This window comes from Oscillatoria sp. FACHB-1407 (assembly GCF_014697545.1).
In the GTDB taxonomy this organism is placed as follows: domain Bacteria; phylum Cyanobacteriota; class Cyanobacteriia; order Elainellales; family Elainellaceae; genus FACHB-1407.
Genome location: NZ_JACJSA010000021.1, coordinates 78,252 through 92,813 on the forward strand (window position 1 = coordinate 78,252; position 14,562 = coordinate 92,813).

The window sequence follows — 14,562 nt, forward strand, 5'->3', positions numbered from 1 at the left end:
CGCCAGCCAAACTGCATGGAGAATTTGGAGGAACAAATTCGTCAGTGGGTGATTGAAGCGTGCAAACACCCCTCTGGTAGTCCCACTCGCCAACGATATTTGACGAAGGTTATTCGCCATACCACCAGCAAACTCTGGCGAGACTCCAGTCCTTACTACCAAGATGCCCTCCAGCAAACGTGGGTTTATTTCTGTCAAAATGTGTGCGAACGGGGCACCGGAGAACGTTATGACCCCAACCGGAGCAGCGTTACGACCTGGCTCAACTCCTATCTCAAGCGGCGACTACAAGATTTTTTTATCGACACGCAAAAGCAACAAGCTCGAAAAGCGACAGGGTTGGCTCAATCGGGGCGATCGGGCGATCAGGAGATTCTTGATCCGCTAGATATGGTAGCGGCTGAACCCGATGCACCCCCAATCCTCAATGAAGTCCAAGCCTGGGCTGAGGCAGATGCCACCGGGGAACTGCGCCGCGTTTGCATCGAGGGACATCCTCATGTCAACTGCCAATTACTAATTCTGCGTCGCCTCCCCCCTGAGACCAGTTGGAAAGATCTGGCAAATGAGTTTGGATTGTCAGTTTCAACCTTGAGTAGTTTTTATCAGCGACAATGTTTGCCTCGTTTGCGTAAATTTGGTGAGTCAGAGGGATATCTGTAAAGGAGGGCTTGATCATGACTTACAGTACCCACGACACCGACTCATTCGCGTTACCGCTACCCATCACTCAACACGCTCAGCGCATCGCTCAACAATTTGCCAATCAACAGCCGACTCCTCAAAAAGCAGAGCAGGTCAGGCTTAACACACTGGCAGTGATCGTGATTCACGACTATTTAGAAATGTTGGGAATTGCCACTGACTTAACCCAGAGCGATAGCTGGAACCCAGTGACCCGCCTCTGTGCCGATGTAGCTGATTTACAAATTGCAGGCTTAGGTCGTCTGGAATGCCGCCCACTGGCATCGGCTGATCCCGTTTGTCCCGTTCCACCCGAAGTCTGGGAAGACCGAGTGGGATATGCGGTCGTACAAATTGACCCACAGGCTGAACAGGCGGCTCTGTTGGGATTTGTGCCCACGGTGGAGGATGAAGAATTGCCGCTGAGTCAGTTGCGATCGCCCGAAGAATTGCTCGATCACCTCGATCGCCTCCTGCATCCTGCAACTCAAATGGCGATCGCACCATCGGTAGCAGCAACCGCAGAACAGGCTTTTGTCACGCTGAGCCAGTGGTTCCAACATCAATTTGCCGAAGGCTGGCAAACGGTAGAATCCCTGCTTAACCCGCAATATCTCAACCCTGCTTATGGCTTCCGGGGAGCGACCAGCACCGAACCCAACACCCAGGAGTCCAGGGTACGTCGCGCTAAGCTCATTGATTTAGGCATTCAGTTTAACCGTCAACCGATTGCCCTTGTGGTCGAGCTACAACCCACGGCTACTGAAAGCACCCAGGTTTGCCTGCAAGTCCACCCAACTCAAGACCAATCCTATTTGCCTCCGGATCTGCGGCTAACCGTTTTGGATGAATCAGGAGCAACATTTTTAGAAGCAGAATCTCGTGCCGCTGATAATTACATTCAACTGCAATTTAGCGGAACCGCCGGAGAGCGATTTGGAGTCCAAATTACGCTGGGCAATAGTCGAGTATATGAGGAGTTTATGATTTAGGCGATGAGGACGTAGCAAGTAGGAGTCAAGGGAGCCAGAGGGAATCCATCATTCACGATAGAGACTGACCAGCCGTCTTATCCTTTATCGTTTAGCCCTCATCCTTTTCTCTTCCCCGTCTCCCATCTTCTATCCCCCAGCCTCTATTTCCCACTCCCCAATACCATGGAGCAGCAGTCGTGGGTAAGGTCGTTGTTCTAAAATTTGGCGAAGGTCGCTTTGATGAAGGGTTTTCGGTCACGTTGCAGATCGGAGAAGAAGGCGATCGCCCCTCTGTGGAAGTGACTGGCAGACTGCCCGCCGCTCCAGACTTGCTACAAACCTATCAGCGGTGGCGGCAGACTTATCGCCGTTTGGGGTTGCCCTCCCGCTTAGAAGCCCCCGCTGCTCAAGTGACTAACGTAGCCCTGTCGGGAGATTGTCAGGAAGCAGCCCAACACCTGCGCGATCGCTTTAGTCTCTGGCTGCAAGCGGAATCTTTTCGTCCGATTCGCGAAAAGTGGTTAGAACAGCTTTCCCCCACCGATGAGATTCGCGTCATTCTCCAGGGAGCCGATCCAGGGTTGCAATACCTCCCCTGGCACCTGTGGGATCTGCTGGAGCGTTACTCCAAAGCGGAGATTGCCCTCAGTAGCGCAGCCTACGAACGAGTCAGCCAACCCCGTCCTCCCAGAGGCAGTGTCCGCATCTTAGCGATTTTGGGTAATAGCGAAGGCATCGACGTACAAGCCGATCGCCGCCTGTTAGAACAACTCCCCGATGCCGAAATCTGTTTTCTAGTGGAACCGCAACGCCAGGACTTGACCGATCGCCTGTGGGAGCAACGCTGGGATATCTTGTTTTTTGCCGGACACAGCTTGACCCAGGAGAGCGGTGAGGCAGGGCAAATCCACATCAACCCGACAGAAAGTCTAACCATCAGCCAACTGCGCTATGCCCTCAAGAAAGCGATGGAGCGGGGTCTGAAACTCGCCATCTTCAACTCCTGTGATGGGTTGGGTTTAGCCCGCGAACTGGCAGACCTGCACATTCCACAATTGGTGGTGATGCGAGAACCCGTGCCCGATCGCGTGGCGCAGGCGTTTCTACAATACTTTCTGGCAGCATTCTCCAAAGGGCGATCGCTCTACTTAGCGGTGCGTGAGGCACGGGAACGATTGCAAGCCCTGGAGGAGCAGTTTCCCTGCGCGACCTGGTTGCCTGTGATTTTTCAAAACCCAGCAGAGGTGCCTTTCACCTGGTATGAGTTAACCGGACGGCAGTATTTCGACACGACCATTCGCGATTGGTTGCAGTCACCCCAATCGCCCCACAAAACCCACCTGCGCCAATCCCTCAAGCGATCGCTGATCAGTAGTCTGACGGTCGCCGCTGCTGTCACCGGGCTGCGCTACTTTGGGTTGTTGCAGGGATTGGAACTGGGGGCGTTTGATCGGATGTTGACGCTCCGTCCCGATGAAGGCACCGATCCTCGCATCCTGTTGATCACCATTGACGACAGCGACATTCAGGCACAACAAGAGCGTACAGGTTCTCTCTCAGAGTCGAGTCTGGAAGCCGTGCTGGAAAAATTGGAACCCCATAACCCACGGGTAATCGGGCTAGATGTCTATCGCGATTTCGCAGCGGAGCGAGCAACGCTCACCTCACGCTTGCAACAGGCTGAGTCTCTGATTGCCGTTTGCAAAGCCGGGGATCCCGATGGTAATGCTCAGGGCATTGCGCCACCACCAGAGATACCCGCCTCACAAATTGGCTTCAGTGATTTCATCGAAGATGACGATGGCACAGTGCGCCGCCATCTCCTGTTTATGAGTGCTGACCCTGCCTCCCGCTGCACGACTCCCTATGCCTTCAGTTCCCAAATTGCATTTCGCTATCTAGCTGCCGAGGGCATCGTTCCAACATTTACGTCACAGGAGGATTTGCGGTTTGGTGACACCGTATTTCACAGCTTGCGATCGCGCACAGGTGGATATCAGGCGATCGATGCGCGAGGAAGCCAGGTTCTGCTTAACTACCGTTCTACCGATCGGATTGCAGCCCAAGTCTCTCTGACTCAAGTGTTGCGAAATGAGGTGGATTTGAGTGTGGTGCGCGACAAAATTGTACTGATTGGTGTGACTGCCTATAGTGCTGGTGATTATTGGGTCACACCCTATGGTGCGGGTCCCACCGAAAAAGTGTCAGGAATCGAGGTACAAGCTCACATGATTAGCCAGATTGTCAGTGCCGTTCTAGACGATCGCCCCCTGCTTTGGGTTTGGAATCCCTGGGTTGAGGTGCTCTGGATTGGTACATGGGCAATCATTGGGGGCTTACTGGCATGGCGCATGCGATCGTCCACCTACCTGGGCTTGGCGATCGCCATTCTCTCGTGCCTCCTCGGCGTTACTAGCGTTGTTGTTTTGATCCGGGGTGGATGGCTCCCCCTGGTTCCGGCTGTGTTAGCGATGACTGGCAGCAGCATTGTTGTATTGCTGGCTCGCCCTGTCTCAGACCTGAGTGCGTCTCCATTGACCCCTGCCCCCACTACAAAATCTTTCTAACGGTTGTATGAAATATCCTGCGGCGATCGCCCTGACTTTGATTAGCTTGATTCACGCTACAGCCCCCGCTCTGGCGTATCCCACCCTCCTCACCTCAACTCTCAAACAGACTCCACCCGCTCCACCTGATCGAGGTGCTCCGGGCGATCGCCTCCGAGGCGGAGCGGTCTGGTACACTCCCCCCACACCCCCCGAACGCGGTATACCAGAAGGACGCACCCGTGGCGGAGCCAGTCGGGGTGACTGTTCAGCCGCTGCCACTGCCCAATCGCTCACGGCTCTTGCCCCATCTACCCCACTCAATACCCCAACCGCCAGAAATTCGGTCTGGGGATTGACCACGGTTGAGCATCCGACCTTTTGGTTTTACATTCCTTACGAGATCACACCCAATCTACCGATGGAGTTTGTCCTGCTAGACGAGGAGGACAATGTGGTCTACCAGACTACCCTGACATTGAACAGCCCATCGGGAGTAATTAACATTACCCCACCTTCGACCGCTCCTGGCTTGGAAGTCGGCAAGATGTATCGCTGGTATTTTCTGGTCTACTGCAATGCTGACAATCCGATCTTCACGCAGGGCGGCATTCAACGCATTACCCCCAATGCTGAGTTAGCCGCCATGCTCCAGCGATCGCCTGCCCGCGAACGCGCTATGCTCTATGCCACCAATGGCATCTGGTTTGATGCCCTCACCACACTGGCAACCCTGCGTCAGGCAGAACCCAATAACGGGGCGATCGCCGCTGATTGGACAAGCCTCCTGCAATCCGTCGATTTAGAAGACGTGGCTCAACAGCGATTTGCACCCTGTTGTACCCTACCTGTAACCCGATAGTTGATAGGAGAGCGCAGGGGAGGGATGAAGGATGAAGGATGAAGGATGAAGGATAGAAGATAAAGGATGAAGGATGAAGGATGAAGGATGAAAGATAGAGCGGGGCTTCCGAAATTCCTTTTCAATAGGAAAAGGGAATCAAGCCAGGTTTCAATGGCGTCAGTCCAACCCACAAAATCCTGACATACCCTGACTCCCCCACTCCCTCATTCCCCAACTCCCTCACCTCCAGCCTCTAACTCGCTGTCGGCTGCATCGATGGATTGGCGACTACATTGCCCTGCTTCAAATAGTTGAGCACTCGCTGCCGACCGTCCAACGCGGTTTCAAAGTCGGGTTTGAGTTGCACAGCTTTGTCATAGGCAGCCAGTGCCGCTTCATAGCGTTCCAAAATCTCTAACACCCGACCGCGATCGTGCCATGCCCAATAATTGTCTGGCTGAATCTGGACGACTTTTGTGTAGGAGGTCAGTGCGTCTTTGTACTGGTGCAACTGCTCCAAAACACTGCCCCGCTTAAACCAGGCGAGGTGGTCATCCGGTTGAATCTGCACCACCTGGTCATAGGACGCGACGGCTCCCTCATACTGTTGCAGGTTCTCCAGTGCCATCCCCCGCATCAGCCATGCCAGGGCATCTGCTGGATTCTCCTCAATGGCGCGATCGCACGACATAACCGCTTCGTCGTAATGCTGCAAGCTGTAGAGTTGATCCACCTGTTGAAGCTGACTCAACACCCGTTTGCGGCTTTGGGTTGCCAATTGAAATCCGGGTTTGAGTTGTACCGCTCGATCATAGGCAGCAACCGCCTCTTCGAGCCGCTGCGATGCCTCCAGAACACGTCCCCGATCGTGCCATGCCCAGTAGTTGTCCGGTTGGATTTCAATCACCCGGTCATAACAGGCGATCGCCTCATCATATCGCTGCACGTTTTCTAGAGCTTTGCCCCGCTTAAACCAGGCAAGATAGTCATCCGGTTGGATCTGAATGACCTGATCATAGGAGGCGATCGCCTCATCGTATTCCTGCAAATTCTCCAGCGCGATTCCCCGTTTGAACCAAATCAGGTAATCGTCCGGCATCGCCTGAATCACCTTGTCGTAACACGCCACCGCCTCTCGATACCGCTGGAGTTGAAACAACTCATCTCCCCGTTCAAACCACGCCAGATGCCCGTCCAGACTCACGGCACGAACTGTAGGCATGATCACCGTGCTGTGATTTGGGCCTAACAACGCGGTAATTGCCTTCAAGGCTTCAGAAGCCGACTGGTAGCGTTGGCGGAAGTCATATCGCACCATGCCATCCAACAGATCAGCGAACTCTGGAGTGACCTCCGTGTGTTCTCGCCAGTGAATCTCGCCAGTGCGCGGGTCTTCTGGCAGTTGTGCCGGATACAAACCCGTCAATGCCCGAATGCCCACCATCCCCACAGCGTAAATATCGCTGCTGAAGCGGGGTTTGCCCGCCATCTGCTCGTTAGGCATATAACCTGATGAACCAATGGCGATCGTGATGCTTGTTTGCGCCTGCTCATCACTCACAGCACCGATTTGCTTAACTGCCCCAAAGTCAATCAGCACAATCTTTTGATCGCTCTTACGTCGAATCAAGTTGGAGGGTTTAATATCGCGGTGAATCACCTGCTGTTGATGCACAAATTCCAGCGTGGTCAGGATGTCATGCAGAATCAGGATGACTTGCTCTTCGTTAAACCGCTTACCCCGCTTGAACAAGCGACTCAACACATCCCCTTCAATAAATTCCTGAACCAGATAAAATTCCTGATTTTCCTCAAAATGGGCAAACAGTCGAGGGATCTGATCATGACTGCCCAGCGTATAGAGGACTTCGGCTTCCCGATCAAACAACCGTCTGGCAGCATGGAGTGAATCTGCCTCTGTGACTTTGGGTTTGAGTTGCTTGACGACGCACTGAGGCTTTCCAGGCAAATGCCAATCCTCAGCCAGGTAGGTTTGACCAAACCCTCCCCCACCTAGATATCGAATGATTTGGTAACGTCCGCCGATTGTTCTTCCAAGCATAAGTTAATGTGTTCCGCAGAGATCGCCGCCTAGGGGCGAATCTAATCGTTAGGCGAGGAGCCGAGTGTAGCAGCTTGCATTCGTAAACTGCCTTTGCCCGTCATACACTCCCCGGTCTGACTAACAGACTTGCCTTTGTAGCCACGAATTCCTTCGCAAACAATCAGTGTAGCCCTTCACATTAAAATGCCCCGATGGAAACTCAAACCAAAACCGAACTAACAGGAAATCAAAGTAGGTGAGCCAATTTAAGCAGCAACGTGCTGTTAATAGTATTCCCCAGCTTCGATAAAGCTGTTTGCAAGCCAGGTCAAGATTGAGTGAATTTTGGATGATACGTCTCATTTCAGGGAACCGTTGGGGGAGTGATCCAGTGTGAGGGTTAGGGATTGGGGGTAGACATTTGATTCAGTGGCTATTCCCCCTCTCGTCGCCTATCCCCCATTTCCGGTTCCCTATCCCTCATGCCCATTCGGCAAATTACTCACGAGAAATTCCTCAACTTGTTATACTGAAAACGCTGGAACTATTGATTTTTGGGAATTTTGTTTCAAACATGCAGCCCACTGACCCTAGCAAATTTACAGAGAAAGCCTGGGAAGCGATCGTAAAGTCGCAGGATGTGATTCGCCGATTTCGGCAGCAGCAGCTAGAGGTAGAACATGTGGCGATCGCCCTTCTAGAGCAAGAAGGGGGGCTAGTAAACACCATTTTGACCAAGGTTGGCTTTGAACCCGCACGTCTAAAGCAGCAGCTTGAATCCTTTGCCCAACGACAGCCCAAGATCTCTGACAACGGTCAACTTTACTTGGGGCGAGGCTTAGACTTGATGCTGGATGGGGCAGAGAATGCTCGCAAAGCCTTTCAGGATGAGTTTATTGCCGTTGAACACATGCTCCTGGCATTGGCAGAGGATGATCGCATTGGCAGACGGTTGTTTCGTGGTGCTAATGTCGATGCCAAACAACTTGAAACAGCGATTAAAGCCTCACGAGGCAGCCAACGGGTGACGAATCAAACCCCCGAAACGGGATACAACGCCTTGGAAAAGTATGGGCGTGACCTGACAGAGCAAGCCAGAGCCGGGAAGCTCGACCCGGTGATTGGGCGCGATGAAGAGATTCGGCGGGTGGTACAGGTGCTCTCTCGCCGCAGCAAAAACAACCCTGTGCTGATTGGGGAACCGGGCGTTGGGAAAACGGCGATCGCGGAAGGTCTGGCGCAACGTATTGTCAACGGCGACGTGCCGGAATCCCTCAAAAACCGTTTACTGATCACCCTCGACATGGGTTCGCTGATTGCTGGAGCCAAGTATCGGGGCGAATTTGAGGAGCGGTTGCGGGCAGTCTTGCGGGAGGTGACGAGTTCCGAAGGACAGATCGTGCTGTTTATTGATGAACTGCACTCCGTTGTGGGAGCAGGTTCCTCGCAGGGCACGATGGATGCCAGCAACTTGCTGAAGCCGATGCTGGCACGCGGCGAGCTACGGTGTATCGGAGCCACTACCCTCGATGAATACCGCAAACACATTGAGAAAGATGCTGCGCTGGAACGGCGATTTCAGCAGGTTTACGTCGGTCAGCCCAGCGTCGAGGACACGATCTCGATTTTGCGTGGCTTAAAGGAAAAATATGAGGTTCACCACGGGGTCAAAATTGCTGACTCGGCTCTGGTCGCGGCAGCAACCCTGTCAGATCGGTATATCAGCGATCGCTTCTTGCCTGACAAGGCGATCGACCTGGTAGACGAATCTGCTGCCAAGCTGAAGATGGAAATTACCTCCAAGCCAGTTGAGTTGGAGACGATCGATCGCCGCCTGATTCAACTGGAGATGGAAAAATTGTCGCTGGAGGGAGAAGGGCAATCGGCGGTGCTGATTGGCTCTTACCGCACCTCGCGCGATCGCCTCGATCGGATTGAGCAAGAGATCCTCGATCTGAAAGAACAACAGAACAAATTGAGTTCGCAGTGGGAATCGGAAAAGAAACTGTTATCCGATATCAATGCGTTGAAAGAAGAAGAAGAACAGTTACGCCGACAAATTGATAAAGCAGAACGTGACTACGATCTCAACACAGCAGCACAGTTAAAATATGGTCGATTAGAAGCGGTTCACCGAGAACTGGAAGAGAAAGAAGCCAGTCTGATTGAGAGTCAGGCACACGGCAAATCGCTCTTGCGGGAACAGGTGACAGAAGCCGACATTGCTGAGATTGTGGCGAAGTGGACGGGCATTCCGGTGAATCGCCTGATGGAGTCAGAGCGACAAAAACTGCTCAATCTGGAGAGCTTTTTGCATCAACGGGTGATTGGGCAAGATGAACCTGTATCAGCAGTCGCAGCGGCAATTCGGCGTGCCCGTGCTGGGATGAAAGATCCGGGTCGTCCGATTGGCTCATTTATGTTTTTGGGACCCACTGGGGTTGGTAAAACGGAGTTGGCGCGTGCTCTGGCAGAATCCTTATTTGACACGGATGATGCGCTGGTACGCCTTGACATGTCGGAATACATGGAGAAAAACTCGGTTGCCCGTCTGGTGGGTGCGCCTCCGGGCTATGTTGGGTACGAAGAAGGCGGACAACTCACCGAAGCAATTCGTCGCCATCCCTATTCCGTCTTGCTTCTCGATGAAGTAGAGAAAGCCCATCCCGATGTGTTCAACATCTTGCTGCAAGTGTTGGATGATGGACGGATTACGGATTCTCAAGGTCGGACCGTGGACTTCCGCAACACGATCGTTGTGATGACCAGCAACATCGGCAGTGAGTACATTCTGGACGTGTCAGGCGATGACTCCCGCTATGACGAAATGCAAAAGCGGGTGCTGGATGGGTTGCGATCGCACTTCCGCCCAGAGTTTCTCAATCGCGTGGATGACATCATTCTCTTCCATGCGTTGAGTCTCAAAGAACTGCAAAAGATTGTCGCTATTCAACTTCAGCGCGTATCTCGCCTGTTAGCCGACCAAAAAATCGCGTTGGAAATGACGCCTGAAGCGCAAAATCACATTGCTGAGGTCGGCAATGATCCAGCGTATGGGGCACGTCCGTTAAAACGCGCCATTCAGAAGGAGATCGAGAATCCACTGGCAACCAAGATCCTGGAGAATACCTTTGTTGAAGGGGATACTGTCCTCATCGACGTGGTGGATCAAGCGCTGACCTTCACGAAAAAGGAATTGCCAAAAGTTGCTGCGCCTGTGGTATCCGTGCCAGAGATTCCAAATGAAGTTGATCCCGTAGTGAACACCAACCCTGTTGTTGCAGTCGATCACTGAGGTGCTGAGGCTAACACTGAGGTGCTGAGGCTAAGCGGCAGCAGAATATCATCACGGTTGTTTTGTTTGTGCCAATCCCCAGAGCACAATTGCACCTGTGACGAAGCCGAGTAATGCACCAACTGTAGCTCCTGAACCAGACCATGTCATCGGATCTGCATTTAAGATGCCATACGCAAGTGCCCATCCAATCGCACCCAAAACGCCACCTACTATTCCACCGCTTATGAGTAGTTTGGGCGATCGCCGTGTTGTAGCATTGAGCCACAAGCCAGTTAAGACGCCATCAATGGCACCTGTGATTGCCCCTACAACTGCTAGGGAGATTTGAGGTTCATCTGTGACACTCAACCCGGTCGATAGGGCAATTCCAACGACACCCGATAACAGCCACAGCAGAGCGATCGTAATCATGATTGGTATGACAGACCCTCCTGGACTGGAAGATTGCTTTTGAACCAATCGAGACTGAGACGGATGACTTGGAACAGGTTGTATTTGAGATGTGGGACGGGGACGAACTGAAAGTTGGGTTTGGGCAGTTTCCCAGAGGTGCTCTGGGTCGGGGTAGGTTGCTGCTAATGCCCGGATTCGCTCTAATTTCTGAATGACCTCTTGCCATCGTTCTGAGCGAGACAACCAGCGAGCTTCGTTATACCACTCTGCTAATTGTTTTTGGCGTCTGGCATGGTCGAGCTTGACTTGACACTCGCGGTTATCGGGTTGCAGCGCTAACAACAGTTGAAGAGGGGCGATCGCCTCTACCCAATCTTGCTCCCGAAATGCCTGCTCTACCTGAATGTGACAGTCATTGAGGATGCTATCTTGAATGACCTGAGCATCTTCCTGTCGCAAGCCCAAAAAGTACCGAAAGCGTTGTAAATCTTCACGAGTATCTGCATCAAGGCTGCCTTTTTGCAAGGCTTCCAGCAGCACTTGTTGATAACGGCGCAAATTCTCCTTATAAGCTTGATAAGGCTGTAACACCTCCTCCTCAATCAGAGATGCCGTTTCTGGTAAAACCCCCAGGGCTTGGCGTTGAAATTCCAGCATTGTGCGGCTCACCGATGAAATCTCGCCCCGACTGGCATACCGTTGCACCTCCCTGCGATAGCGCAATGCTGGGTCATCAACGGGAGCTTTTGTCAGAAAAATTTTATAGCCTTCTTTGACCGGATAAATTTCTGGCTTCATGGCTGGAGCCGCTTCTCTCACCCGCTGTCGAGCATAGTCGTGCAACTCATCTACTGAAATATTGCCATCATTGTCTAGGTCGGCTGCTCCAGTTTCGATCCCTTCTACTACATATCGGGTATAGACCGATAGCTCTGCCCCTGACTGCTCAAAGGAGTACTGGGTAGAGGTAGATGAGGTTAAAATAGCTCGTCCTTCACCGCCCAACTGCCCCTTAATCTCAACGGAGTCATCATCTTTAGCCCGCACGTTGTGACCAAACGCACCACTAAAACAACAATCTAAAATCACAACCTGGCGTTTAGAGCGGCAATCATCCATGATCTCCTGGACAAAATTGGCAGACACCGCAGACGATCGCACGAGTTTTCCTTGCTCATCTTTACGAGTCGATTGCGTCCCAAAATAAAAGCGATTGCTATCATCTTTAATGCCGTGTCCTGAGAAGAAAAAAAGTACTAAATCATCGCGTTGGCGATCTTTAAAGAATCTCTCAATCGCTTCCTGCATTTCGCCAACAGTGGGATTGGTTAAAGTTGAGACTTGCTCAAACCCGCCAATATCAGGATCTCTTAAGACACGGGCGATCGCCTCCGCATCTTTAGGAGCTTCAGATAACGGCTTTAAACCCGTCCCATATTGGCTGACCCCGACTAACAACGCTGCTCTAACCATGTGTCTGTGCGTCTGTATCTGTGCGTCAAGCAATGTAATGAGCTTACAGGATATTTGTGAGGCAAACTAGCGATCGCCAACATTGCCCTATTCCCCATCTTCTAAACACTTGAATAATTTGAAGAGTCATACTATTTTTTGTAGTAACAATAGAAACCTCACCTCAACATTGAAATCGTTTACTAATGGTGAGCTTTGTGCTATTGAGCACTCAATAAGACTATTATTGCGGGACTCCTAAACGATTGATTGACGAAGCCATGGCTTTAATTCCTGTGCATCTAGGGTTAACCCATGTCTGTAATATCCTTTCAAATTCTCCTTACCCCTTGCTCTCTTCTAGAGGAAAAAAGTGGAGGATAAATTGAGCACATCCTTAAGAAGGGTGAGCATCACCTCGTCGCAACTGAAGCAGTTACATTAATCACAGTGCATCAGGAATCATCTATGTATAAACCGTTGACCGCTTTATTTGTCATATCGCTCATCTTTTCGCCTCAAATCGCCTCTGCCAATATCTCTCAAGCCGAGCAAGACCGACGTTTAGCCATGCGTGCCCGCCCAGCCGTAGTACGGATTGTTGATGTCTGTTTTGCTGAATATAAATACAATCCAGATGGCTCCTACACTTACACCTATGATGTCAGTTATGGCGGCATGGGAACTGGATTTTTTATTAATTCTGATGGCTACATTGCCACGAATGCCCACGTCGTCCAAAACAGTCAAGAAGGACGAGGGGAATGTAAAGACAGACTCTTTGATACATTTGTCGAGAGATTACAACGTAACTTTGGAGAAGATTTGGGCAGAGGTTTAAGCGGTGATGCCCTCAGACAACACGTCGAGCAACGGAGCAGCCGCCCAGAACCAACGCAACTCAATCGAGTCCTGTTACCAAATGAAGGATCACTCGATTTTGATGTCAAATCCTATGGAACACCAATTGATGATGTGACAGATGTCGTTGGCAAAGACGCAGCGATCATCAAAGTTTCACTCGAAAATACGCCTGCACTTGAATTGGGAGATTCTGGTCAGGTACAGATTTTAGAGCCTGTCATTGTCATTGGTTATCCAAGTGTTGCAGATAGTTTTGATACGTTAGACGATGAGTCTGTATTTGAAGCATCTGTAACACAAGGAAGCGTCTCTGCTGCTAATAAACGGACTGCTGACAATGTGCCTGTGTTGCAACTGAGTGCCCCTGTTGCACCTGGTAGCTCCGGCAGTCCAGTATTAAACAGTGAAGGTAAGGTGATTGGCATGGTCACCTTTGGCAATCTTGACTCGCCTCGAAGTGCTTCAAGCTTTGGATTTGCTGTTCGGACAGAGACACTGAATGAATTTATTGGAGATGCTGGTACTACTGCTACTCAGGGAACCGTTGATTCACTGTATAGCAAGGGTTTAGATTTGTACTGGAGGGGCGATTATCGGCGTGCTAGCATCCAATTTGAACAAATTCGAGATTTATTCAAATACCATTCTGAAATTGACACCCTAATTAGCAATAGCCAGAAAGCAATGGCAGAAGGATCTAATATGAATCCGCTGTTATGGCTAGTCATTGTGCTGATGGGTGGTGTTATTGGTGCTTTAGGATTTTGGCTTTATAGAAGTAAGTTTGCTTTGTTACAAATCGCTCCACAATCCACCAGTGCGGCGATCGGACGCGACACCTTAGTGGGTGGAGACATAGGTGCAAACCGAGGCGTGTCACCTAGCCTGGGTGGGTTTGCTCGTCGCATTACCACTGTGTTTGCCCCTCCTGCACCCGCTGTTCAGGCATCTATCACGCTAAAAAATGCCCAAGGGCAAAGCTGCCAGTTTTCTCTTACCAAAGCTCGTCATCAGTTAGGGCGAGATATTGTTTGGGCAGATTTGCAGGTGCCTGATGAACCCAGTTGGAAGGTATTTTCGGGGAAACACGCCATTTTTCAGCGGGAGGGCAATACGTACCGCATTTTGGATGGAGATGGTGTAACCCCTAGCACAAATGGAATATTTGTGGACGGTATCCGCATTGATCCCCAAAGAGGGCATTTGCTCGAAGATGGACAAAAGCTCGAAATTAGTCTCGATATCGATCGCCAGGTTCTTTTGTATTACACCAGTTCTGTTAGTGCAAAAAAACTTTAGTGTTAATTGAGGGGAGGTGTTGGTCGGTAATTCCTCTAGCTGGCTGCCTATAAGCGTATTAAAGTTTTACCACACGTAAAAATTAGATAAGAATGAAGCAAGGCTCACTCAAGGTTAACCGCTTCAGTTGTGATGAATGAACTTGAACCCAACGCCGTCCTGAG

At 51.2% G+C, this 14,562-nt stretch carries 8 protein-coding genes; 6 read left to right on the forward strand and 2 right to left on the reverse strand.

The window, feature by feature from the left end; all coding sequences use genetic code 11:
- Positions 1-15 precede the first annotated feature (15 nt).
- The 4 genes from H6G89_RS26675 to H6G89_RS26690 all read left to right on the forward strand — a co-directional run bounded on the left by H6G89_RS26675 (position 16) and on the right by H6G89_RS26690 (position 5,066).
- Complete coding sequence (locus H6G89_RS26675) at positions 16-663, forward strand: sigma-70 family RNA polymerase sigma factor (protein ID WP_190512324.1); 648 nt, start codon at positions 16-18, stop codon at positions 661-663.
- 14 nt (positions 664-677) lie between these two features.
- Positions 678-1,676, forward strand: coding sequence for a DUF1822 family protein (locus H6G89_RS26680; protein WP_190512326.1), 999 nt, complete (start codon positions 678-680; stop codon positions 1,674-1,676).
- Between the two features lie 179 nt (positions 1,677-1,855).
- Complete coding sequence (locus tag H6G89_RS26685) at positions 1,856-4,225, forward strand: CHASE2 domain-containing protein (RefSeq protein WP_190512328.1); 2,370 nt, start codon at positions 1,856-1,858, stop codon at positions 4,223-4,225.
- Between the two features lie 7 nt (positions 4,226-4,232).
- Positions 4,233-5,066, forward strand: a complete 834-nt coding sequence (locus H6G89_RS26690; RefSeq protein ID WP_190512329.1) for a DUF928 domain-containing protein — start codon at positions 4,233-4,235, stop codon at positions 5,064-5,066.
- Positions 5,067-5,301: 235 nt separating this feature from the next.
- On the opposite strand, the gene H6G89_RS26695 is transcribed toward H6G89_RS26690, so the two are convergent.
- Complete coding sequence (locus H6G89_RS26695) at positions 5,302-7,110, reverse strand: tetratricopeptide repeat protein (protein WP_190512331.1); 1,809 nt, start codon at positions 7,108-7,110, stop codon at positions 5,302-5,304.
- Between the two features lie 556 nt (positions 7,111-7,666).
- On the opposite strand from H6G89_RS26695, the gene clpB reads away from it, so the two are divergent.
- Positions 7,667-10,387 carry an ATP-dependent chaperone ClpB gene (gene clpB, locus H6G89_RS26700; protein ID WP_190512333.1) on the forward strand — a complete coding sequence of 907 codons (2,721 nt, stop codon included), beginning with the start codon at positions 7,667-7,669 and terminating at the stop codon, positions 10,385-10,387.
- 51 nt (positions 10,388-10,438) lie between these two features.
- Here the strand turns inward: clpB and H6G89_RS26705 are convergent, their stop codons facing one another.
- Entirely contained in the window at positions 10,439-12,256 is a 1,818-nt protein-coding gene (locus H6G89_RS26705; protein WP_190512335.1) for a caspase family protein, read from the reverse strand.
- Positions 12,257-12,703: 447 nt separating this feature from the next.
- Between H6G89_RS26705 and H6G89_RS26710 the strand changes: the two genes are divergently transcribed.
- Positions 12,704-14,398, forward strand: coding sequence for a trypsin-like peptidase domain-containing protein (locus H6G89_RS26710; protein WP_190512337.1), 1,695 nt, complete (start codon positions 12,704-12,706; stop codon positions 14,396-14,398).
- Positions 14,399-14,562: the final 164 nt, after the last annotated feature.